This window comes from Halalkalibacter oceani, from assembly GCF_023715605.1.
In the GTDB taxonomy this organism is placed as follows: Bacteria; Bacillota; Bacilli; order Bacillales; family Bacillaceae_D; genus Halalkalibacter; species Halalkalibacter oceani.
Genome location: NZ_JAMBOL010000001.1, coordinates 40845 through 63832 on the forward strand (window position 1 = coordinate 40845; position 22988 = coordinate 63832).

At 46.4% G+C, this 22988-nt stretch carries 19 protein-coding genes and 1 pseudogene; 18 read left to right on the plus strand and 2 right to left on the minus strand.

What is annotated here, in order from left to right; translation table 11 throughout:
* The first annotated feature begins 53 nt into the window (after positions 1-53).
* Together M3202_RS00240 and M3202_RS00245 are read left to right on the plus strand one after the other, a co-directional pair.
* Positions 54-1643 (plus strand): acetate--CoA ligase, encoded by a 1590-nt coding sequence (locus M3202_RS00240; RefSeq protein ID WP_251221376.1) that lies wholly within the window; start codon positions 54-56, stop codon positions 1641-1643.
* Positions 1644-1849: 206 nt separating this feature from the next.
* Complete coding sequence (locus M3202_RS00245; protein ID WP_251221377.1) at positions 1850-2167, plus strand: transposase; 318 nt, start codon at positions 1850-1852, stop codon at positions 2165-2167.
* Positions 2168-2417: 250 nt separating this feature from the next.
* Here M3202_RS00245 and M3202_RS00250 read toward each other — a convergent pair whose 3' ends face one another.
* Positions 2418-3644 carry an MFS transporter gene (locus tag M3202_RS00250; RefSeq protein ID WP_251221378.1) on the minus strand — a complete coding sequence of 409 codons (1227 nt, stop codon included), beginning with the start codon at positions 3642-3644 and terminating at the stop codon, positions 2418-2420.
* Positions 3645-3757: 113 nt separating this feature from the next.
* Between M3202_RS00250 and M3202_RS00255 the strand changes: the two genes are divergently transcribed.
* Positions 3758-4639, plus strand: a complete 882-nt coding sequence (locus tag M3202_RS00255) for a LysR family transcriptional regulator (protein WP_251221379.1) — start codon at positions 3758-3760, stop codon at positions 4637-4639.
* A 142-nt stretch (positions 4640-4781) separates the two neighbouring features.
* Here the strand turns inward: M3202_RS00255 and M3202_RS22670 are convergent, their stop codons facing one another.
* Positions 4782-4970, minus strand: a complete 189-nt coding sequence (locus tag M3202_RS22670; RefSeq protein WP_432805959.1) for an alpha/beta hydrolase domain-containing protein — start codon at positions 4968-4970, stop codon at positions 4782-4784.
* Positions 4971-5375: 405 nt separating this feature from the next.
* On the opposite strand from M3202_RS22670, the gene M3202_RS00260 reads away from it, so the two are divergent.
* The 15 genes and pseudogenes from M3202_RS00260 to M3202_RS00330 all read left to right on the plus strand — a co-directional run bounded on the left by M3202_RS00260 (position 5376) and on the right by M3202_RS00330 (position 22751).
* Positions 5376-6500, plus strand: coding sequence for a sugar ABC transporter substrate-binding protein (locus tag M3202_RS00260; RefSeq protein WP_251221380.1), 1125 nt, complete (start codon positions 5376-5378; stop codon positions 6498-6500).
* Positions 6501-6565: 65 nt separating this feature from the next.
* Positions 6566-8320 (plus strand): cache domain-containing sensor histidine kinase, encoded by a 1755-nt coding sequence (locus tag M3202_RS00265; RefSeq protein WP_251221381.1) that lies wholly within the window; start codon positions 6566-6568, stop codon positions 8318-8320.
* On the plus strand, positions 8295-9851 hold the full coding sequence (locus M3202_RS00270) for a response regulator transcription factor (RefSeq protein WP_251221382.1): 1557 nt from the start codon (positions 8295-8297) through the stop codon (positions 9849-9851). Before M3202_RS00265 ends, M3202_RS00270 begins: the two co-directional genes overlap by 26 nt.
* A 241-nt stretch (positions 9852-10092) precedes the next feature.
* On the plus strand, positions 10093-11169 hold the full coding sequence (locus tag M3202_RS00275; protein WP_251221383.1) for a zinc-dependent alcohol dehydrogenase: 1077 nt from the start codon (positions 10093-10095) through the stop codon (positions 11167-11169).
* A 21-nt stretch (positions 11170-11190) separates the two neighbouring features.
* On the plus strand, positions 11191-12333 hold the full coding sequence (locus M3202_RS00280) for a zinc-binding dehydrogenase (RefSeq protein WP_251221384.1): 1143 nt from the start codon (positions 11191-11193) through the stop codon (positions 12331-12333).
* 14 nt (positions 12334-12347) lie between these two features.
* A complete protein-coding gene (locus M3202_RS00285; protein ID WP_251221385.1) occupies positions 12348-13787 on the plus strand; it encodes an aldehyde dehydrogenase family protein in 1440 nt (479 codons plus the stop codon).
* A 116-nt stretch (positions 13788-13903) separates the two neighbouring features.
* Entirely contained in the window at positions 13904-15067 is a 1164-nt protein-coding gene (locus tag M3202_RS00290) for a sugar ABC transporter substrate-binding protein (protein ID WP_251221386.1), read from the plus strand.
* An 82-nt stretch (positions 15068-15149) separates the two neighbouring features.
* Positions 15150-16661 carry a sugar ABC transporter ATP-binding protein gene (locus M3202_RS00295; RefSeq protein WP_251221387.1) on the plus strand — a complete coding sequence of 504 codons (1512 nt, stop codon included), beginning with the start codon at positions 15150-15152 and terminating at the stop codon, positions 16659-16661.
* Positions 16658-17653 (plus strand): ABC transporter permease, encoded by a 996-nt coding sequence (locus M3202_RS00300; protein WP_251221388.1) that lies wholly within the window; start codon positions 16658-16660, stop codon positions 17651-17653. Before M3202_RS00295 ends, M3202_RS00300 begins: the two co-directional genes overlap by 4 nt.
* A 135-nt stretch (positions 17654-17788) precedes the next feature.
* Positions 17789-18076 carry a thiamine-binding protein gene (locus M3202_RS00305; protein WP_251221389.1) on the plus strand — a complete coding sequence of 96 codons (288 nt, stop codon included), beginning with the start codon at positions 17789-17791 and terminating at the stop codon, positions 18074-18076.
* A gap of 272 nt (positions 18077-18348) precedes the next feature.
* Positions 18349-18891, plus strand: a complete 543-nt coding sequence (locus M3202_RS00310; protein WP_251221390.1) for a hypothetical protein — start codon at positions 18349-18351, stop codon at positions 18889-18891.
* Between the two features lie 127 nt (positions 18892-19018).
* Positions 19019-19657 (plus strand): annotated as a pseudogene (locus M3202_RS00315) (ISL3 family transposase); the annotation flags it as partial.
* 199 nt (positions 19658-19856) lie between these two features.
* Positions 19857-20840, plus strand: coding sequence for a quinone oxidoreductase family protein (locus M3202_RS00320; protein WP_251221391.1), 984 nt, complete (start codon positions 19857-19859; stop codon positions 20838-20840).
* Between the two features lie 237 nt (positions 20841-21077).
* Positions 21078-22337 (plus strand): nickel pincer cofactor-dependent isomerase, group 22, encoded by a 1260-nt coding sequence (locus tag M3202_RS00325; RefSeq protein WP_251221392.1) that lies wholly within the window; start codon positions 21078-21080, stop codon positions 22335-22337.
* Between the two features lie 81 nt (positions 22338-22418).
* Positions 22419-22751 (plus strand): DUF3870 domain-containing protein, encoded by a 333-nt coding sequence (locus M3202_RS00330; RefSeq protein ID WP_251221393.1) that lies wholly within the window; start codon positions 22419-22421, stop codon positions 22749-22751.
* Positions 22752-22988: the final 237 nt, after the last annotated feature.

The following is a 22988-nucleotide window of genomic DNA, read 5'->3' on the forward strand; positions in this document are numbered from 1 at the left end:
ACATTCATATAATAGAGAAAGCGCTTCCATATTATGGTGAGGAGGAGTCATGCATGAACGAAGCTGATCTATATGCGCCTGAAATGTACAATATGGCGGAGGATATTGACCGCCATGCAAAGGATCCAGAGAAGGTCGCTTTGCTGTGGGAGGACGAAAAGGGGAACAGACAGAAAAAGACGTATGCCGATTTGCGGCGGGAATCAAACAAGCTGGCGAACGGCTTGAAAAAGCTCGGCCTGCAAAAGGGGGATAAAGTCATCATCACGCTGCCCCGCATTCCTGAAACGTACAGCATTTACCTTGGAGCGTTAAAGCTTGGACTGATTATTTCGCCAGGCTCGGAGATGCTGCGGGAGAAGGATTGGCTCTACCGGGTGGAGCATTCTAAAGCGAAGGCGACCATTTGCCTGGCCGGCTTGACCGGAAGCTTTGAGCAGATTCGTTCGCAGACGGATAGTTTGACTCATTTTATTTCCGTTGGTGAGAAGGTCTACGGCTGGGTGCAATATGAAGAGCTGGTGCAGGATGAGCCATCAGAGTTTGCTATCGTCGAGACGCGGGCCGCCGATATTGCTTTTTTGAACTATACTTCCGGGACGACCGGTCATCCGAAGGGCGTGGTACACGCGCATAGCTGGGCCTATGCCCATCAGGCGGTAGCTTCGCAGTGGCTTGATGTGAAGGAAGGAGATGTCGTCTGGGCGACGGCGGCACCAGGCTGGGCGAAATGGAATTGGACGCCGTTCATGTCGACGCTCGGAGCCGGAGCGACGGGCTTTGTTTACAACGGACGCTTTGAGCCGGAGAAATATTTGACACTGATGGAGCGCTATCAAGTGAATGTCCTTTGCTGTACGCCAACGGAATATCGGCTGATGGCAAAATTAGACGAGCTGGAGCGCTTTTCGCTGCCTGCTATGCGCAGTATGGTCAGCGCGGGTGAGCCATTGAATCAGGAAGTGATCGAGACGTTTAAGCGGCATTTTCAAGTGCAGGTGCGGGATGGCTACGGGCAGACGGAAAATACGCTACTGGTCGGAACCTTGCCGGGAATGGAACTGAAGCCGGGCTCTATGGGCAAGCCGACCCCCGGTAATAATGTCGCGATCATTGATGAAGAGGCGAATCGTGTGCAGGCAGGAGAAGTAGGAGATATCGCCGTCCATAAAAGTACGGCGGCTCTGTTTAAAGGCTACCTGGATGATCCTGAGCGCACGGCAGCCGCCTACCGCGGGGACTGGTATTTAACAGGCGATCAGGCGAGGCTGGATGAGGATGGCTACTTCTGGTTTGAGGGCCGCTCTGATGACATTATTATCAGCTCCGGCTATACGATCGGGCCATTTGAAGTGGAGGATGCGCTCGTCAGACATGCGGCTGTCAAAGAGTGCGCCGTCGTCGCTGTTCCTGATGAAATACGGGGCTCCGTCGTCAAGGCGTTTGTCATTCTAAAGCAGCCGGAGCTTGTCGGTGAAGCTCTCGTCAAAGAGCTTCAGGAGCATGTGAAGTATATGACTGCCCCTTATAAATACCCTCGTATAATTGAATTTGTGACGGAACTGCCGAAAACGGCCTCCGGTAAAATACGCCGCGTCGAATTAAGACAGCGCGAGCAAAAGCAGGGAAAAGGGACTATCTAAAACGACCATGTTAAAAAAACGCGACGCTCAATGTAAGCTAATCGAGCCGATCTTGCCAAGACGAAGAGGGAACCTCATTCCGTTATTTCGATTTAAATGCCCCTTCATGGGACGCGCAAGGAACCTCTGCAACTAGAATAAAAAGTGGACACCTCTTTAACGGAAATCAAAATCGGGTATGATAGTAGGAATGAGGAGGGATTTCAATGGGTGAACCCCGCCAAAGGTATAATGAAGAGTTTAAACGTCAAGCGGTCAAGTTTGTGCAGGAACAGAAAAAAACAGTCTCAGATATCGCAGAAGAATTGAACATTCCCATAAGTACGTTGCATCAATGGACGACCCACTATCGTGAATTTGAGAACGAACCTGTGGCTGCCGAGGAACGGATTCGCAAGCTGGAACAGCAAATTCGAGATCAGGAACGTGAATTAAAGGCAAAGGAGCGTCAATTAGCTGACAAAGAAGAGGAATTAACCATTGTAAAAAAGGCGATGCACATCTTCAGCAGACCAAAGCTATGAAGTTTTCATTCATTGAGGAGCATCGTTCCGAGCACTCAGTGATGAAGATGTGTCACATTTTAGGTGTATCTCGGAGCGGTTATTTCAAATGGAGAACCCATCAACCAAGCCCTCAAGAGCAGCGGAAGAATCAGATTCAAGACCGAATCGCTTATCACTATCATGATTCAGGAAGGGTGTATGGCAGTCCAAAAATGGCCGGTGGCTGTGCCGAAAGGAAGGACTCTCCTTTTGACACAGCCTATTTTCATCAGCTTCCCTTTTTCAGTAAAGAGGCAGGCGGCTGTGCGCTTTGCCGTTTCTGAAGTGTCAGGAAGGTCGCGATGAGTACCAGGGCCAGCCCGATTAACGTACAGACGACGGTGATAATTCCTTCCCATTTGAAATGCTCCCAAATAAATCCGTTGCTTGAGCCAATCACGCTCGATCCAAGGTAATAGCAAAATAAATATAATGATGCCGCCTGAGCCCGGTAGCGTGCCGCGACTTCACCAACCCATCTGCTGGCAATCGAATGTCCGCCGAAAAAGCCGAAGGTGAAAATGCAAAGCGCCAGAATAACAAACAGCAGCTGCTGGCTTAATGTCAAGCCAGCGCCAATGAGCATGATCAGAATGCTGACAGACAGCGTTTTTGCCTTGCCGGCCTTGTCGCTGACCTGACCCATAAACGTCGAGCTGAACGTCCCGACCAAGTAAACGAAGAAAATCATTCCGATCCACGTTTGACTTAGCGAAAAGGGCGGTTCAAGCAGCCGAAAGCCTAAATAATTATAGACGGTGACAAAGCTTCCCATCAGAACAAAGGAGAAGGCGAATAAGCAAAGCAGCCGGGCTTCCTTTAATGGTTGGACAATGGAGAGCGCGAATGTCCGAAACGAAGGCGTCTCTTTTGCTGGCCGCCTCGATTCCGGCAACAGTTTTAAAAAGAAAAAGCTGATCACTAGACTAATAATTCCCATCGTAAGCAAGGCGAACTGCCACGAAACCCATTCGGTCAGCACTCCGGTTAAAAAGCGGCCGGTCAAACCGCCGATCGTATTGCCACTGACATGAAGCCCCATAACAGTGCCGAGTGTTTTCGGGTCAAATTCATCGCTGACATAGGCCATCGCAATGCTAGGAAAGCCGGCAAGAACGATTCCCTGGACGGCTCGAATGACGAGCAATGTTGAGAAATTCGGACTGAACGCGACAAGAACACAAAGAAGCGAAGTTAAAAACAGAGACGTCGTCATCAGTCGCTTTTTACCGATGGCATCGGCCAGTGGCGCAACAAGCAGCATCGAAACCGCGAGGCAGCCGGTTGAGACGGAAAGAGCCAGGCTTGCTACGGCGGGGGACACATGGTAATCAGTTGTAAAGTTTGGCAAAAGGGTTTGGACGGAATATAAAATCATGAAGCTGACAAAGCTTCCTAAAAATAAAGCCGAAATAGCTTGATAATAACCTTTTTTTCCTTTGATTAAATATGTCATGATGTTCCTCACTTTCTCTCTATACACTAGCATACTTTTGACAAATGATAATGTCTAATTTATAATTCTTATCGTTTTCATGCGTTCAAGTTATGAATGGAGAAGGTGAAGAAATGGAATGGCAGCAACTGGAGTATTTTCAACGTGTCGCCCAGCTGCAGCATGTCACAAAAGCTGCTCAGTCATTGTTTATTTCCCAACCGGCGTTGAGCCGTTCAATCGCCAGACTGGAGAAGGAGCTTGGCGTTCCTTTGTTTGAACGGCAGGGAAGAACCGTGCAATTGAATCGTTACGGGAAGCTGTTTTTGGAGAAAGTGAATTTGGCGATTCAGGTAATTGAGGAGGGAAAGCAGGAGCTGCAAAGTGAAATGAGTCCGAACCGCGGCAATATTACGCTTTCCTTTTTACCTACCCTGGGAACGGACTTCGTACCGGAATTGATTGAAAAGTATCGCGCTACTTATCCGGATGTTACCTTTCAGCTTTTTCAAAATACAGCGCATGATTTAATTGAACAGTTGAAAGCGGGCGATATTGACGTCTGCTTGACGACGATTGTGGAGCCCGATCCGGAGATTCAATGGGTTGAACTGTTTTCTGAGGAATTACTCGTCATTGTACCGCAGTGTCATCGGCTGTCGGACCGGCAGGAAATCAGGCTGAAGGACATCGCCAATGAGCCCTTTGTCGGCTTTAAAAAAGGGGCGGGGCTGCGAAGTATAACGGATCGACTTTGCCAGCAGAGCGGCTTCACTCCACAACTCACCTTTGAAGGACAGGAAGTCGGGACAGTAGCCGGCCTTGTCGGCGTCGGTCTCGGCGTAAGCCTCGTACCGAAACGAAGCAGGATGGACGCTTATCAAGTCTCCTGTCTTCCCGTCCGTGATGTCGACTGCCGGCGGACGATTGGAATTGTCTGGAGGAAGAAAAGCTTTATGCCAAAGGTAGTGGAGCAGTTTCGGGACTTTATTGTGGAGCTGTATGGGAGAGCTTGAGACAAAATCAGCTTTGACTTATTGGCAATGCCGAAAGCCCGTTGTGAGAAAAAATGCTCATAACGGGCTTTTAAAAGCTCGCGGCGGTTATGCTCACTTGTGTACGGTGTTTAAAAGTGGGATAGCTTATTTTCCTCCTTTCTTAGGGGAGTCGCTGTTTGTTTAAGTTCGGTCTATGGGGTTCAGGAATGGTCGCTGCTTCGGCTGCTGCCTTGACCTTTTCAACATATTCGTCATGTGTTGGATAGAGCTGTTTGAGCTTCTTTTCAGTAAATCGAATCGTATAGCCGGTAAAAGGATATGTTGGTCCACCTACGAATTGAGGCGGCACTTATCGAAGGCCGTTTAAACCACTTACGGTTGAGAAAATGAGCTGCTTAGAAATGTACTAATAAAGAACGGAGTCGTATAACCAAGTGATTTAAAGCCTGTGATAAAAGGTTATTCTTCCCTTTCGTTACAGGCTTCTTTTAATGAAAGTACTGAACTTAAAACCAATTGCAATTCATTCAGCAATCGTTTACGATAAAAGAGCCTACAGAAAAAAGTCTGAATTTTTGAGAGAATAATGTAATGTGCACAGTTTTAAGTTGGAAAGGAAGAATTTGCGTACTCTTTAATGTAAGCGCATTCATTGGGCGGATCATGTCTGGCAATTTCCTGAGAATAGTGAGGTGATGCTAAAGTTTCGCTATGCTTTGGTTTGATGACAGAAATAATGAGATGGAGGAGCCTGATGAGTAATTTAATGAGTAGAAGAGAGTTTTTAAAGAGAACGGCACAGTGGAGTGCCTTTGGCACGGGGGCGTTAATGGGTACTCATTTGCTGTCCGCTTGTTCGTTTTCTGCCAAGCATGAGCCAGTCCTGGAAGGAAGAGGACAGGTTGTTTATGCGAATAAAAGCTTAGGCTACTACTTTTTTATTATACAGCAGGAAGCAATGCATCGGGAAGTGGAGGCGCGCGGGTTTGAATTTATGGCGACGATTTCAAATTTCAATGCGGAGAGGCAGGCACTGCAAGTCCGACGTGCGGCGATGAAAAAACCGGCCGCTCTTATTTGTGATCCCGTTGACAGCAACGAAGAATTTATTCAAGTTATTGAAGAGGTGAGAAAACAGGGGATTCCCGTAGGGGTGATCGACACACCTCTGAATGAGGGAGATGTTTCGATTACGGTGGCGTTTGATAATTATAAAGGCGGAGTAATGGCGGCCGAGAAGGTTGTCCGCTTATTAATTGAAAAATACGGATCGCCCCGGGGAGTCGTGCTGAACTGTTACGGATCATTAAGCAGTCTCGCCTGGAAGCTGCGAAAGGAAGGGTTTGAGAAGACGCTTCAGCAATACCGTCATATCGAATTAATCAGCAAAGCGACTGAAGGTGATGTGACGAAAATGTATGAGGTGACAGAGGAAACGTTATGGGAATATCCAAATCTGGATGCCGTGCACGCTGCTTCTGAGACGCCGGCGCGCGGGATTTACGAGGCATTGAAGTCGCGAAAACGCCTTTATCCGGCTGGCAGCGCGGAGCATGTTATTTTTGTGACGATCGATGGCGAACCGATCGCCCATGAGTGGATCAAAGAGGGTTCGCTCGATGCCAGTATATCTCAGGATCCAATTGCTTATGCTGAAATATGTGTGGAATTACTCGATACGTATACAATTCAAAACAAGCCTATTCCGTTTAAAACGTATTCAAATGATCGCTATTACTGGCAGGAAGCTGAGCTGCGCCCAACTATTGCCGGTCCCCAGCTCGTAATTCCTCCATTTGAGGTCAACCAGAGCAATGTCAACGACAAAAGGCATTGGGCGAATATTGCCTTAAAGGAGTGGGGAATTAAATACGTTTAATAGAATTGACCAGGGGTGTTGCTGTTTCTAAAAAGGAGATGTTAGAAATAAAGGCGCTTTTTTTGATGTTTCGGAAAAGTATAAAAGTCCGTCTGCTTACCTATTTTTTACTTATAAGCCTTCTCCCTATTTTGCTAGTTGGTTTTATCCCGTATTATAAATCGCAGGAAATTGTGCAGCGTCAGGTGCTGGAGTTTGCACAAAGCACGGTAAACCAGCTTAATGAGAATATCACTTATTATTTAAAAGAAATGGATTTGATGTCACGGATTATCTATTATCAGCTTCAGCTTGCAGTCAATCAAGATGGGCAGCTTGCCTTAGAAAATGCTCTTTTTAACCAGGAAGAAACAGAAGAACTGTTAATGGCATTAAAAAATAATCGGACGTTTATTGAAGATATACACGTAGTAGCAGCAAAGCAACAGGCGACAACGGCAAGTGGGTTAAAAATGAAGGAACTGGAAGCGACGGAATGGTTTTCGGATGCCCTGACCAGGATAGGGGAAAAAACATGGGTCGGACCTCATCAAAATGAGTATACCGTTCGTCCATTGGCCGGGGAGGTCATTTCGCTTGTTCATCCTTTTACGATTCACGATGACGCGGATATCGTGACGATTATTATTGAGATGAAACAGGAGGAATTGAATCTTCTTTTTACGAGGCCGGACTTGCAAAACCTCGGGACGTTGCTGCTGATCGATAAGTTTGGAGAGGTGATCTTCAGTACAGACCCGGAAATGCTGGAAGGTGGCTCTCAGCAATACATTAACACGATTAACCTGTTTGAACAGCTGAATCAGGAAAACCGCTTCATCTATGATATTAATTTTTTTAGCGGCTGGCGAATCGGTGCGCTCATTCCGGAAGAGCTTATTAATGAAAGCTTTCATTCGATAAAACTCACTGTTTTTATTCTGCTGGGGGTTTTTTTCTGTATTTCGGTCGTGCTGGCCTGGCTTTTTTCAAGCCGCTTTATTAACCCGCTTCGTCAGCTCCAGCGTAATATCCGGGAAGTTGAAAAAGGAAACTTCCAGATCAGGTCAGAGATTACGAGTATTGATGAAATAGGAGATTTAAGCCGAAGCTTTAATAAAATGATGCGGGAAATCGAAACGCTGATTGAACAAATCTCAATTAACGAGAAAAAGAAAAAGCAAATCGAAATGCAGTCACTTCAATATCAAATTAATCCTCATTTTTTATACAATACGCTAAATTCAGTTCAATGGATTGCGAAGCTCCATCACATACCTGATATAAGCGAAATGCTAACAAACTTGATTAAATTGCTGCGGACAAGTTTAAATGCGACGAATCATCTTCATATGCTCGAAGAAGAGCTGGAGGTACTGAGCTTTTATTTGAAAATTCAGGACTTCCGCTATCCGGACAGCTTTACCATTTCATATGACATTCCAAAAGAGCTCTTATCTGCTTATGTCCCACGATTTATTTTGCAGCCGTTAGTTGAAAATATTTTCTTCCACGCTTTTTCTGATGGGAAAGGCGACATCAAAATTGCCGCTTTACGGGAGGGCGGTCTATTGCGCCTTAAGGTAAAGGATAATGGGAGAGGGATGTCGGCGGAAACTGTCGAGAAGATAATGGCCAAAAGGCAGCCGAACAGCGGTAAGATGTCGAGCGGGGTTGGCATTCACAATGTCGATGACAAAATCAAGCTCTATTTCGGCTCAAGCTACGGTCTTTCAATTTCGAGCCGGGAGGGGAACGGAACGACTATCGATCTTTATTTACCGATATCTTTTGAAAAAGAGGATGGTGAAGAGGATGTTAAACGTTTTATTAGTCGATGATGAATTTATCGTCCGTCAGGGGCTAAAAGCGATGATAAACTGGGATGATTACAAAATGAATGTTTTATTAGAGGCGAATAACGGCAAGGACGCCCTGGCGCTTTTGGAGGAGCATCAAATTGATGTGATCGTTACCGATATTCGGATGCCGTTGATGGATGGAATTGAGCTAACTAGGAAAGCGAAAGAAAGCTATCCTGATATGAAGGTGATGCTGCTCACCTGCTACGATGATTTTGAATATGTACAGGAAGCGGTGGCACTAGGAGCATCCGGTTATTTACTAAAAACTGACTTGGAGGGAGGCAGCCTGGAAAAACAGCTGCAAAAAATCGCGAAAGAGGTTCAGCAAGAGCGGGAAAAGCGGGAATCCTATCAGAGACTGGAAGTGAAAGCGCGGGAATCGGCTGCTTTGATCAAAGAAAAACAAATCAAAAGCATTTTGAAGGGAGGAGAACCGCAACCGATTCATCAGGAACTCAGCTGGCTTTTGGCTTCCCATCTCATACTCAAAATTGTGTTTGCTCGTCCTGTTTCGCTCAAAAACGTTGAACGAGCCTTCTATCGGCTGTTCGACAAGAACATCTCTTTTCTTTTTCAGATGGAGGACCTTTCGTTTCTCGCTCTGACCGGCTTTCCAGCTGACTTAGGGAGCAGTCAGCAAAAGATACTTGAATGGAAGGCAAGGATGGCTGGAGAGCTGTTTGCTGAATTGAACGAGCTGGAAGGAAGCATGAACCTTTATGAAGGTATGTCCTTTCAACTGGAAACTCTTTGTAAAACTTATCAATCGCTTTGTAGCAAGGCTGAAGCGCATTGTTTTTATAATGGATTCGGTCATTTCGTTTCTGCTGAGACGATCGGGAGTGCTGAATTTGAACCGCCAGTGCTTGATTTTCATACGTTACATCAATTAACAATCATGAGAGACTGGGTTCACTTGAAAGCTCAATGTGAAGAAATCTTTTTGCTGTTTGAAACAGAGCAGACTGATGTCGAAACGGTTAAAATGGCGACAATGACAATGGTTGAGACCGTGATGCTCGGCTTGAAGTCAAATAGCAATTTGCATACAAAAAATTGGGGCAGCAACAGTCTTGATTATAAGGAAAAGGTGAAAGCGCTCCAGACATTTCAGGATGTGAAAAACTGGTTTTATCATGGTCTGGAAAAGCTGGAGGACAGTCGCTTGCAATTTATCGGCGGAAGTCATCACGTCATCCGGCAGGCTGTAAGCTTTATCGAACAGAACTACGCCAAGGACCTGACACTGGAGGAGTTGTCCCGGGAGGTTGGCTTGAGCAAAAGCTATGTAAGCACGATGTTTAAAAAAGGAACCGGAAAAAGCTTTGTTGAATATTTGAATGATGTTCGGCTCGAAAAAGCGAAGGAACTGTTCTTGCACTCTGAGTTAAAGATTTTTGAAGTGGCGGAAAAGGTCGGTTTCCATGACCCGAAATACTTTAGTAAACAGTTTAAGCGGATGACAGGAATGTCTCCAAATCGCTTTCGCTCCATCTATTTGCAATAAGGAAGTTCCGGGAGATCAGCCTTTGATCTTCCGGGGCTTTTTTTGTTGGACCAGCTAAATATTTTCTACCTCTTCCAAATATTATCCACTTCATCCAATTAAGAAAGCGCTATCAAAAAAATATCCACTTAATTTGAAATTTTGGCTCACTCCATCTTTTCGTTTTTTGATTAAGATTTACTCATACAGAAAAACAGACGATTTCTGTAGGCGAAAACGATTTGTAAAAGGAGGAATGCCAGTGAAGCGAGTGAAAGCCGCAGTGATAACCGAAAAAGAAAAAATCGGTTTGCAAACATTTCCACTCCCCGAGTTGCATGAGGAAGACCTTCTTATAAAAGTTGAAATGTGTGGCGTATGCGGCTCGGATTTGCACATCTTTAAAGGGGATTGGGGGGAGCCCTACCCTCTCATTCCAGGACATGAATTTATCGGTATTGTCGAAGCGGCTGGATCGAAGGCATTGGGCAAGCATCAGGTGGAGATTGGGGACAGAGTCGCGGTGGAAATGATTTTGCCGTGCGGAACGTGTCAGCCTTGCCGGGCCGGGCTGTACAATCTCTGTGTTTATGACGGTAAGGAGGGACGGCAATATGGCTGCAACATCAGCAGTGAACGGCAGCCCCATTTATATGGAGGCTGGGCGGAGTATTTATATGTGCCGGCTCATGCCCTTGTTCATCAAATCCCGTCTCATGTTCCGTTAAAAAGGGCCGTGCTGACCGAGCCGCTTGCTGTCTCAGTCCGGGCGGTCAATTTGACACCGCCAAGGCTTGGAGACAGCGTCGTCGTTGTCGGCGCCGGACCGATTGGCTTACTGACTGTTGTCGCTGCCAAAGCGGCGGGAGCTTCCCCGGTTATGTTGGTCGGCTCGCGCGAGGAACGGCTTGCTCTCGGAAGAGAGTTCGGAGCAGATGAAGTCCTTGATTACCGCGATGGAAATGTGTTTGAAACATTACAGAAGTGCTTAGGCGGACAAGGAGCTGACATTGTCTTTGAAACAGCGGGTACGGCTCTGGCGCAAAGGCAAAGTCTGGAGTACGCAAAACCTGGAGGCGTCGTCAATTACCTCGGTCTGACCGGCAATCAGCCGGTCCAGATCGAAACGGATAAGCAAATGACCTTTAAGGAACTGACAATCCGTTCGTCCTTTCTTAGTGCATGGGCTTATCAGGGCGCGATTCAGATTATCGCGGGTGGAATGTATCCAATTGAAAAGATGATTACCCACCAGTTTTCATTGGAAGATGTGGAGGAGGCGCTGGCCTGCTCAGCGAATCGGAAGGGAAAAGCGATCAAGGTGGTCCTAGTACCATAGAAGTGAACAGGAGGAGAAAGCATGAGCTTAGTGTCAAAAGCAGCTGTACTTGATGGAATTGAAGGCCAGTTTCATATTCGGGAATATGAAGTGCCCGAACCGAAGCAAGGTGAGTTTATTTTACGGACGGAGTATGCCGGTGTGTGCGGGACAGATGTCCATATGTATTACGGTCATTTGAATACGGTTGAATACCCGATTGTGATGGGGCATGAATTTTGCGGGAAAATTGAAAAGCTCGGATCAGTCGACATTGTTGACAGCAATGGACAGCAGGTGAAGGAAGGAGATCGGGTGGTGATCGTCCCTGGTGTCAGCTGCGGCGAATGCTATTACTGCAAAATCGCAAAAACGCCGACTCGTTGTAGTCATGTTCAAGCTTACGGCTTCCTGCCAAACCGGGAACCACATTTACTGTCAGGAGGATTCAGTCAATATGTCCATATCAAGTATGAAAATACATCATTTTTCAAAACGGAGCTAGAGCCGCATATCGCCGTATTAACCGAGCCGCTTTCGATTTGTGTTCACGGCTTTCAACGTGCGGGTGGTGTCCGCTTTGGCAGCACGGTACTCGTTCAGGGAACGGGAGCGATTGGTCTTGGGGCAATTGCCTTTGCAAAGCGTTCGGGTGCGGCAAAAGTGATTGCCGTCGGCGGGCCAAAGCGGCGTCTTGAATTAGCGAAGCAGCTGGGGGCAGATGTGGTGATTGATATTGACGATGTGAAGGATCCACAGGAACGGATCAAATTGGTCAAGTCAGAAACAAAGGGCGGACGCGGACCTGATATGGTCGTCGAATGCGCCGGCTTCCCTGGTGCCGTACCGGAAGGCTTAAGCTATCTTCGTGACAGTGCGGAGTACATTGAGTTGGGTCACTTTACGGATGTTGGCGGTGTCGAGATCAATCCGCATTGGCATATATTGCGAAACAATGCCAATATTCGCGGTGTTTGGGGAAGTGATGTTGAGCATATGGAGATGACTCTTTCAATTATCGAACAGCTGGAGCTGCCTTATGACCAGCTTGTGACCCATAAGCTGCCACTTAACCGGATTGGAGACGCGATTCAGGCGATGAGCAAAAAAGGGTATTCTCTCGATGGCAAGGAGGAAGTGATTAAAATTGCGATCGACCCTTGGCAGGCATTGGCAAATCAATAAGAAGGAGAGATAGTATGCAAATGATTATTAATGGAGTACAAAGAGCAGCAACGTCACAGAAAGTCATTGAAGTCCGTAATATGGCGACAATGGAGCTGATTGATACAGTGCCACAGGCATCAATTGAAGATGCGCAGGAGGCGTTAGAAGCGGCGCGGGAAGGGGCCAAGGTATGGGCAGCCACGCCAATTTATAAACGTGTGGAAATCATCGAACGTTTTGTAAGCGCTTTATGGGAGAGGCAAGAGGAACTTGGTCGGCTGTTAAGTGCCGAAAACGGCAAAATTCTCGCTCAGGCGATTGATGAAGTCGGCGTCGCGGCCAACCTTTTTCACGAGTTTGCGCAGGAGTCGAAGCGGCTTTTCGGACAGACGATTCCATTGGAAATCCAGGAAGGTTTGGAAGCAGACCTGATGATTACAAAGCGCGAACCGTTAGGGGTGATTGTCGGGGTGCTTCCGTTTAACTTTCCGGTCGAGTTGTTCGCCCATAAGGCCGGGGCGGCGCTAGCGGCTGGCAACGCAATTGTTATCAAACCGCCGGAGGATGATCCGTTGACGATTATCAAAATGGTGGAGATGCTCCATGAAGCGGGAGTGCCGGGAAATGTGTTGCAGGTTGTGACGGGCTACGGGGAGGATGTTGGTGCCTATTTAACGAAAAGTCCGCTTGCCGATGCGATCAGCTTTACAGGAAGTACGGAAACAGGAACGTCCATTTACGAAAGCGGGGCGAAAAACCTGTCGCGTGTCTTTCTTGAGCTTGGAGCAAATGATGCTCTGATCGTCTGCGAGGATGGCGATATTGCAAGCGCGGTCGATCATGCGATAGAAGGGCGCCTGCTTGCCAATGGTCAAGTGTGCTGCGCCAACAAGCGGCTCGTCGTCCACGAAAGCGTGTTGGAGGCCTTTCAAAACCGCTTAACGGAGAAGCTGCATACGAAAAAGGTCGGCAATCAGCTGGAACAGGATACGAATGTTGGCCCGTTAGTCAGTGAAGAAGCGGCGATTCGTGTTGAACAGCAGATTCAGCAGACGGTCCAGCAGGGGGCCGAGCTGATTTTCGGAGGGCGCCGCATCAACCGTACATTTATTGAACCAACTGTCCTTACAGGTGTGACGAGAGAAATGGATGTGGCGAAAAACATGGAAATTTTCGGGCCGGTTTTTTCGATCATTTCATTTAAAACGTTTAATGAAGCGATTGAGATTGTCAATGATACAATGTACGGCCTGAACTCTTCGATTTTCACCCGTGATATGAACAAGGCAATGGAGGCTGGAAATCGAATTGAGGCCGGGATCGTCTCGATTAATGGTGGAACTTGCTACCGACCGTTTTGCAGTGCCTTTGGTGGTTATAAGAAAAGCGGCATTGGCCGTGAAGGATCGGCATATACGCTTGAGGAGCTGACCCAGCTGAAGAGCATTGTTCTACGCGGGGTGATGAACTAAGACGAAGAGATCAATCAGTGGTTATTAAACCACAATGACGGGGCTGGGAAAAAGGGAAACGATCAGCCTTTTTGCCAGGGCCCCGATGAAGAAATTGAGAAAATGGGGGGATAATGATGACGTTTACGAAAGGATTAACAGCATTTCTTCTTTCGTTGCTGTTCGCGCTCGTTCTAGTCGGATGCGGCGGGGAAGGAGCGAGCACGGACGAAGGCGAAGCGTCGGCACCGGAAGCGGAAACAGAGGAACCGGCAGGCGGTGATGAAACTGAACAGGGAGCAGGTGAACTGCCGAAGGACGGGCTGATTGCGCTGTCACATAAAAGCCTCGATTACTACGCTTTTGTAGCGATGCAGGAAGCTGCGAAGCAGAAAACGGAGGAATATGGCTGGCAATTTGAATCGGCCGTCGCCGATTTTGATTCAGCGCGACAAATGAATCAATTCGTTAACTTTATTTCAAAGAAACCGTTGGCGATTATTTCTGATCCAAATGATAGTGAAGGATTAATTACTGCGATTGATCAGGCACGGGATGCCGGGATTCCTGTCGGGGTCTTTGATACGCCGACAACAGGTGGGGATGTCGCATTTACGATTGCTTTTGATAACTATAAGGCTGGAGAAATGGCAGCTCAGGAAATTATTGACCGTCTTGTTGAGAAGTATGGTGAAGCGAAAGGGGTCGTTCTCAATGCGTACGGGGCGATGTCGAGCTCTGCCTGGAGAGCGCGGAAGGAAGGCTTTGACGCTGTAATGGCGGAGCATCCGAATATCAATTACTTGGCGATGCCAGCTGAAGGTGATATGAGACTTACACAGGATGCCGCCTTAAATGCGATCGCCCAGCACGGATTCCTCGATGCCGTTCATGCACCGAGTGACACTCCGGCTATGGGGTTGTATGAAGCATTAAAGCAGACCGGTCATTTAAAAAAGGTTGGCGAAGAAGGACATGTGATTTTTGTCACAATTGATGCTGAACCGATTGCGCTCCAAAGGGTGGAAGAAGGCTACTATGATGCGACGATCAATCAGGATTGTGTCGCCTACGGAGAAATTGTGTTGGAGATGCTGGCTGAATATACACTGCAAGGGAAAGAGGTTCCGGTCGGTACAACGTATGAAAATGATAAATACTACTGGAAATCAGCTGAAATTATCGAAGGAGAAGCCGGGCCTCATATGGTGATTGATCCATATGTGATTGATGCAACCAATGTCGATGATCCAACTCATTGGGGAAATGTGGCCTGGAACGAGTACGGGATTCGCTATTAAGGCGGTAAAGCATGCTGAAAGAGAGGTGCTCCCCGATAATCAATATTGGGGATCTCTTTTGGCAAGATCAGGAGGGAGACAGATGTTGCTTAAGGTCAATCATGTTTATAAAAGCTACGGTAACAAGCGGGTCCTTTTTGATAATAATCTGGAGGTGGATCACGGGGAAATTCACGGTCTTGTCGGAAAAAATGGAGCCGGCAAAACAACGCTTGTGAAAATCATTTCCGGGGTGCTGACCGATTATGAAGGTGACGTTTTGTTCAATGATAAAAATATTAACCATCTTTCGGTAATTGAAAGACAGCAGGAAGGAATCTATGTTGTGCCGCAGCATGCGGCGATCATTCCTGAGTTCAGCATCGCTGAAAATATTTTTTTAGGCACCTGGCCGCGGGATAGGCTTGGGCAGGTGAATTGGAAGGAGCTTTATGAAAATGCCGCAAAAGCGCTGGCGGAATATGGGCTCTCTTATGATCCGGCGATGAAGGGAAAGAAGCTGTCCTTAGTGGAGCAGAGAAAGCTCAATATTGTCCGGGCCTTATTTAGTAAGGCAAAGCTCGTGATTTTAGATGAACCGACGACTGCTTTATCAGCTGAAGAAAGAGACAGTCTATTTGATTTTATTGAGGAATTACGAAAGGAGGGCACAAGCTTTATTTTGATCTCCCACTATTTAGAGGAAATTTTAAAGCTGTGCGATACAATTACGGTCAATCGTGATGGGCAGTGTTATACGGGCTATAAGAAGGGCGAGGTTGATGAGGAAACGCTGTCGACATTAATCGTTGGCAAAAACATTGAACTTAGCTCGCGTCCAGAGGAGGAGCGGATGAAGAATAAGGAGCCGCTGCTCGTCTGTGAAAATATTAGTGGGAAGGGAATGCAAGGAATATCGTTTAAAGCAGGCAAGGGAGAGGTACTCGGTCTGGTAGGATTCCCCGGTTCTGGAGCAAGAGAGCTGGCACGTGCGCTCAGTGGCTTGCATCCGGTCAGCGCCGGCCGGATCAAGCTAAATGGCAGTGAAATTCCGACACCTAAAAACCCGGCTCAGGCAGTCAGGCAAAGGATCATTTATGTTTCCTATGATCGGCATAAGGAAGGTGTCGTCCAGCTGCTGTCAATCAAGAAAAATATCAGCTTGTCAATTCTGGAATCGTCGTTGAAGCGGATGTTTGGGTTTATAGATGAAAGACAGGAAGACAAAAATGCGCGGGAATACTTTGAAAAGCTGAATATCCTCGCCGCCTCCGTCAATGAAGCTGTCGGTCAGTTAAGCGGTGGGAATCAGCAGAAGGTCGTCCTGTCAAAGGCGCTCAGCTGTCAGCCGGAAGTGCTTATTCTCGATGAACCGACTGTCGGAATTGATGTCAAAAGTCGAGAAGAGATTCTCGCTTTAATTCATGAACTGACGAAAGTGAGAGGACTGAGCGTGCTCTATTTAACGAATGATTACAATGAATTATTACGAATTGCTGACAGGCTGCTCTTCTTTGACCGTGGAAAGGTTGTGACAGAAAGGGCTAATCTCAACCTGACAACGGATGAGGTGATCAGAATTAGGGATGAAGCAAAGGAAGGTGAGGCGTCATGAGTGTCAAAGAAACAAATCTTGTCGTTCAGCAGCAGAAAAGTTTGAATACAAATCGCAACTGGCTGGAATTTAGCGCGAATAATATCGTCTGGTTCCTTTTAATCGCGGCCATTTTAATTATGGGTTCGATCAATTCGATTTTCTTTTCGGTTTCAATCCTGCAAAACATTCTGGTGCAAACCGCCGTTTTAGGAGTGTTAACCGCCGGTCTGGCCCACGTGTTAATTATCGGTGAAATCGATTTGTCGGTTACCGGCGTGCTGGCTTTCAGTGCAGGGCTGGGAACCTTTTTAATGAATAATGGCTTACCCTGGTTTATTGCTATTATCGTCATCGTTCTCTTCGGCCTGCTAATCGGTCTGATTAACGGTATTTTGATAGCGAAGCTGAAAGCAGCGGCGTTGATTGAGACATTGGCGATGGGACTGATCCTTCAAGGAGCATTAATGGCCTTGACGCAGGGGCGTTCGATTGTTAACTTTCCTGAAGCCTTTACGTGGATCGGCAAAGGCTCTATTTTAGGCATGCCGGTGCTGCCGATCCCCTTTTTGCTTTGCTATGTGCTCATTTATTTCATTTGGAAAAAAACCGTCTTCGGCCGCAGTCTGTTTGCGACGGGAGGCAATACGACAAGCGCTCATGTAAGTGGAATTCCGGTCGACCGCATCAAAATTTACGCTTTTACAATTTCCGGGACGCTTGCCGGCTTTTCCGGCTATTTGCTCGCTGCTTATATGGGTGCCGTAACGATGACGTTTGGTCAGGATTTCTTAATGTATACACTCGCTGCGGCGGTTATCGGCGGCGTCAGCCTGACCGGCGGACGTGGCAATATTTCCGGCGTGCTTGGAGGCGTCCTGTTGTTAACGGTAATCCAGGTTGGACTGCAAGTGCTTGGCATTTCCTCCTATTTTGTCACGATGGTCGGAGGGGCGATGATTTTTGTTGCCGTTATGGTTGATGCGTTAAAGACAAGGTATTTACGCTTTTAAAGATAAAAAGGCTATTCCGCTCAACCATTGCAGGAATAGCTTTTTTATCTTGAACGGAGTGAATGTTTAATTTTACGGCGGAAAGGAAACGGTATAATAGAGCATTTCTTATTCCTAAGAAAGGAAGCGATGAAGATGAATAATGTGACAGCCGGTTTTCAAGTACTGCCGAATGGTCAGGATGTCGATACGAATGGGATGATTCCGCGAATTGTTGAAGTGGTGAAGGAGTCGGGACTGCGCTATCACGTCGGACCGATGGAGACGGTCGTTGAAGGTAACATTGATGAGGTCTTTAGCTTGCTGAAACGTACCCAGGAGTTAGGGGTCGAGCTTGGTGCCTCAGAGGTTTTGACGAACATTAAGATACACTACAATCCCGATGGCGTTTCAATTGAAGATAAGATGACGCATGTTAATTAAATGAAAGAGAGGATGTTCTAATCGGCTGTGGCTGATGGGATGTCCTCTTTTTTAGGCTCTATACTAAATGTTAATGAATTTTAACATGAATATCCCAAGATCAGAAGATGTGTTGATCAAAAAAAATGAAGCCGGAGTAATATAAAGGATATCTAGAGACCTTCTTGATGCATAAGAAGGTCCTTTTACATTCGAGACCTATCTAGTGTAAGAATCAGATATCCATTCCAAATTTGTCCATTTTGATATATTATAATTTTGAGGTGAGAAATTTGAAAAAAAGATATTGGTTATTGATTTGTGTTGTACTAACAACGATAATTATATTCCAATTTACGCAAAAACAATCACAAGAAGGTAATCTTCGTTTTGTAGAAACTATTGCTTTTACAAATAATATTGACCAGAGTGCCTTTCTTTTAGAAAACATGTCTAATGCACTACTAATGTATGAAAACAACTTTAACGAAGGAGAGACTATGTTGTTACAACAGCTTGTACAAAATAACTTAGTACAGTTAGATTTTAATATTTCAACGATTAGAACATTTGAAGCAACCTTCCATGATACTCATCATCTAGCAGATGTACTATTTGATAGTGAAGTTAATCCAGGAATAATTAACACCTTGCTTAATAATCCTGAACAAGAATTCACTGAAAACTTAGCACTTATTTTCAGTGACACTAAAGTTGAACTAAATAAGATTAATCCTTATCGATCAAAATCTTTTAGCGCTAGCACTTACGAAGACTTATCTAATATTTTTCATTTAATGCATGAAAAAATATTAGATTTGATAGAAAAAGAGTAATTAAAAAGGGGGGCTAAAAAATACAGATTTATCAGAAGTTGGCGGACAGTATGGGGCGTCCTCTTCCATGATCGATCGTTCGTCGTTTTGATTTAATGGCATCTAAGGAGATCTCTGACGTGAAGGAATTGCCAATCGTAAGAAGAAAACGATTAAAGACTATCTGCAAAAACACGGTAAAAAGGTCCAAATCGTTGTCATGGATATGAGTTCAAGTTTTAAAGCGGCTGTGAAAGAAGCGTTAGGAAAGCCTGTTATCGTTGTGGACCGCTTTCATTTTTGTCGTTATATTTATTGGGCAATGGATGGTGTTAGAAGACGTGTTCAGTCTTCATGAAACGATTATGACAGAAAGAAATGTAAGAAGTTGCGTTATGTGTTTCATAAAAGAAGTGAGAAGTTGACAGATGAAGACCGCTGGTATTTAAACCGTTATTTAACCATGTCCGAAGAACTCCGCAAGGCATATGAACTCAAGGAAGCCTACTGTACATGGTTTGAGAAAGCAAAAGAAAAGGGACTTGTTAGTGTCCTTCAAACAAAAGAAGATCTCTTACTGTTTTATGAACTCGTTGAAGCAAAAGGGCTACCTGAGTTTAACCGGGCCATTGGTACATTTAGAAATTGGCAAACAGAAATTGTAAACAGCTTTTCATTTAACTATTCAAATGGATTTCTGAAGGGAATTAACAACTTAACAAAGGTATTGAAACGAAATGCCTTTGGTTTTAGAAATTTTGGACGTTCACGCTGGATGATGCTTTAGCTTGGATGATAGAGTCTCCCTTTTCTTTTGGTAAGGGATATGGCATCCTTCACCCTAACATTTGACGGAGAACCTTTTTTAGAAAAAACTTGTACGCTGTCCTGGATAGATTGTGTATTCTGAAAGTGCTTTATTTTCAGAATAATAACCGCTATACTTACAATTGAATAGACTGAAAAAACCGGAAAGGGTGAAAAGGATGAAGGCGGTTGTTGTGGCGGAGCACGGCGGACCTGATGTGTTGCGGGTGGAAGAGAGGGAGATTCCTGAGATTTCGCCAACGGAGGTATTGATTAAGGTTGAAGCGATCAGTGTCAACTTCGCTGATATTAAAGCGCGGGTAGGAGAGTATCATGGACAGACTGGATTCCCTTTTACTCCCGGGCTTGATTGTGCCGGGGTGATCGTCAAGGCGGGGGAGGAGGTCCGGGGTTTAAAAGAAGGGCAAAGGGTCATGGCGTTTCCAAAAGGCGGCTCCTATACGGAATATGTGAAGGCTGACCCTATTTTGACCTACGCGCTTCCGGATGAATTGGATAGCGAAACGGCTGCCGCTTCATTAACAGTCGGGGTTACCGCCTATAATGTGATAAAAAAAATGGCAAGGCTTGTTGAAGGTGAATCGATTTTGATTCACGCGGCGGCGGGAGGGATTGGAACGACGGCTGTTCAGCTGGCAAAGCTGTACGGGGCGTCGACAATTATCGGCACGGTTGGCAGTGACGAAAAGAAACAACTTGTGGAATCGCTTGGAGCTGATCACGTCATTAATTACCGCGAGCAGAACTTTGTCGATGAAGTGATGAAGCTGACGAAGGAAGAAGGAGTGGATGTGATTCTCGATACGGTTGCCGGCGACAACTTCAACCGGAGTATGGAGTGTCTAAGCCATTTCGGTCGGATTGTTAATTTCGGTCACGCCAATGATGGGTCTCACCCTGGAGAAGTGAAGACGAACGCCCTTCATTCGAGCTGCCGGACGGTGATAGGCTACAGTACCGGGACGTATCGGAAAAGAAGACCGGCTTTTCTGCGCGACAGTGCTGAACAATTGATTCAATTATTAGTCGGGGGGAAACTCCAGATGCAAATTTCCGAGCGTTTTCCGCTGGAGAAAGCCGGCGAGGCTCAGGCTCATGTTGAAAGTAGAAAGAGTACGGGGAAAATCTTGCTCATCCCCTAAAATGTAAGCGTTTTATTATCGTGATGGGTTGCCTTTGTAACAGCTATAGAGATAAATTGTAAAGTAGCTTCTCATGTTAAAATAGCTGGTAGAGCTCCTAAGATAAGTGAGAGTATGAACTTTTTTAGAGCTAAGGACTGTGGATTCATCTCTTTGGGCAAGACGTGAGGAGGCGATTAGGTATCCTTCGATGACCTTTGAAACAGTCCTCCTGCCAGCTGGAAAGGGGCTGATAAGATGATGGAAATGTATGAAATACGGCAAAAATTTCGCGATGACAAGCTTGTGGATATTAGCGGGACGATTCAAAGAGAACTGATGAACAATTCAGCCCTGACTGCTTTGCCAAAGGGAGCGGAGGTTGCGATTACCGCGGGGAGCAGGGGGATCGCCAATATTGTGCTGATTTTGCGGGAGACGGTTTCGACGTTAAAGGGGCTTGGGTATCGGCCTTTTATTGTGCCGGCGATGGGCAGTCATGGTGGAGCGACGGCGGATGGCCAGGTGGAGGTGCTTCATCATCTCGGGATAACGAGCGAATCTGTCGGTGCTGAAATCCGTTCTTCCATGGAAGTTGAGCAAATCGCCGAGACGGACGACGGCGTGCCGGTGTATATGGATAAGCATGCTTACGGGGCGGACGGTGTCATTGTCATCAACCGGATCAAAGCGCATACGGCTTTTCGCGGACGGGTAGAGAGCGGACTTAGCAAAATGGTGACGATCGGACTGGGAAAGCGAAGAGGTGCCAGCTTTGTTCATGCCAATGGTGCCTTGCATATGGCGAGAAACATTGAGACCGTCTGCGCCAGCGCGCTCCGGCATTCACCGATTGTGATGGGGCTGGCGATTATTGAGAATGGCTATGATCAGACGGCTGACATTGTCGGGGTTGGAACGGAAAAGTGGTTCGAGGTCGAAGCCGAACTGCTGAAGCGTTCAAAAGAAATGATGCCGAGGCTTCCCGTCGATACGATTGATGTGCTAATTGTCGAAGAGATGGGGAAGATTTTCAGTGGGACGGGAATGGATCCAAACATTATCGGGCGCTGGCGGATTGAGGGCGTGCCGGAGCCGGAAAAACCTGACGTGAAACGGATCGTAGTGCTCGACCTGGCGGAACAATCCTTCGGCAATGCCCAGGGGGTCGGGCTCGCTGATTTTACGACCCAGCGGCTCGTGAACCGGATTGACCGGCAAGCGACATATACCAATTCGATTACGAGCACGTATTTACAAAGGGCGATGCTGCCGTTTATTTACGATCATGAACAGGAAGCGATTGAAAGCGCCTGCGGCAGCTTAGGGCCGGATGTTGATCTTACGGGCGTTAAGCTGGTGCAAGTACCAAATACTTTGCATCTTGACCGTCTTCTTGTTTCAAAGCCGGTGCTTGAACAAATGGAAAAGTCCGCTGTGCAGTTTGAAATCGAAGCAAGGAGACAGCTACGCTTCAATGATGAAGGGATGCTTGCATATAAGCTGACATCTGTTTAAATTTCGTCTGGCAAGCAGGAAATGGAAATCGCTATGTAGAAATAGCGATAGTAAGAAGAAGGACAACGAAAAGGTGGAGTGATGATCACGATTAATACGATATTTATTGCCGGTCATGCCCGGCTGCCGCAAGGGATGGCAGCGAAAAGTGTATTCGAGACGCTAACGATCACCGCCGAAGTTGATCGGAAATATGGGGTCATTATTCAGGCTTCCTGTACGTTGGCGACGGAGCATAGTCGTCAATACATTGACCGCCTCCTGCGGGGAGTCAGTCTGAAGGATGGGGTTGAGGAGCCGGTCGAGCTGATTGTACGCCACTATAAAGGGAAAGCGACGAATGCGCTCGTGGCAGCGATAAAAGATTTACATAAGCAGTTTGTGCAGCTGCAAATAGAGGAAACAACCCAATAAAGGGGAAATGAAAAAAGCTATTAGCGAAGAATCGCGCTCTGCTAATAGCTTTTTCACATGGTTCATTTCGAAAGGATAAAAATTTGCGTGATGATTCGATCTAAGAAAAAACGAAGCGGGGTCAAACGTATTTTCTATCTGACTATCCGAACAAATGAAAAGCGGGGAATCCGTCGCTCCTGAAGACTTCGCTCGACATCCAGTAGTTGCCTTTTTCGTATGGTTTTCCGGCTCATG

Excerpts from the sequence above, each read along its gene's own strand:
- M3202_RS00305 (WP_251221389.1), top strand. The coding sequence starts at position 17,789 with ATGAATAATGTGACAGCCGGTTTTCAAGTACTGCCGAATGGTCAGGAT.
- M3202_RS00265 (WP_251221381.1), top strand. The coding sequence starts at position 6,566 with ATGTTTCGGAAAAGTATAAAAGTCCGTCTGCTTACCTATTTTTTACTT.
- M3202_RS00245 (WP_251221377.1), top strand. The coding sequence starts at position 1,850 with ATGGGTGAACCCCGCCAAAGGTATAATGAAGAGTTTAAACGTCAAGCG.
- M3202_RS00255 (WP_251221379.1), top strand. The coding sequence starts at position 3,758 with ATGGAATGGCAGCAACTGGAGTATTTTCAACGTGTCGCCCAGCTGCAG.
- M3202_RS00300 (WP_251221388.1), top strand. The coding sequence starts at position 16,658 with ATGAGTGTCAAAGAAACAAATCTTGTCGTTCAGCAGCAGAAAAGTTTG.
- M3202_RS00240 (WP_251221376.1), top strand. The coding sequence starts at position 54 with ATGAACGAAGCTGATCTATATGCGCCTGAAATGTACAATATGGCGGAG.
- M3202_RS00295 (WP_251221387.1), top strand. The coding sequence starts at position 15,150 with ATGTTGCTTAAGGTCAATCATGTTTATAAAAGCTACGGTAACAAGCGG.
- M3202_RS00320 (WP_251221391.1), top strand. The coding sequence starts at position 19,857 with ATGAAGGCGGTTGTTGTGGCGGAGCACGGCGGACCTGATGTGTTGCGG.
- M3202_RS00325 (WP_251221392.1), top strand. The coding sequence starts at position 21,078 with ATGATGGAAATGTATGAAATACGGCAAAAATTTCGCGATGACAAGCTT.
- M3202_RS00250 (WP_251221378.1), bottom strand. The coding sequence starts at position 3,644 with ATGACATATTTAATCAAAGGAAAAAAAGGTTATTATCAAGCTATTTCG.
- M3202_RS00330 (WP_251221393.1), top strand. The coding sequence starts at position 22,419 with ATGATCACGATTAATACGATATTTATTGCCGGTCATGCCCGGCTGCCG.
- M3202_RS00270 (WP_251221382.1), top strand. The coding sequence starts at position 8,295 with ATGTTAAACGTTTTATTAGTCGATGATGAATTTATCGTCCGTCAGGGG.
- M3202_RS00280 (WP_251221384.1), top strand. The coding sequence starts at position 11,191 with ATGAGCTTAGTGTCAAAAGCAGCTGTACTTGATGGAATTGAAGGCCAG.
- M3202_RS00285 (WP_251221385.1), top strand. The coding sequence starts at position 12,348 with ATGCAAATGATTATTAATGGAGTACAAAGAGCAGCAACGTCACAGAAA.
- M3202_RS00290 (WP_251221386.1), top strand. The coding sequence starts at position 13,904 with ATGACGTTTACGAAAGGATTAACAGCATTTCTTCTTTCGTTGCTGTTC.
- M3202_RS00260 (WP_251221380.1), top strand. The coding sequence starts at position 5,376 with ATGAGTAATTTAATGAGTAGAAGAGAGTTTTTAAAGAGAACGGCACAG.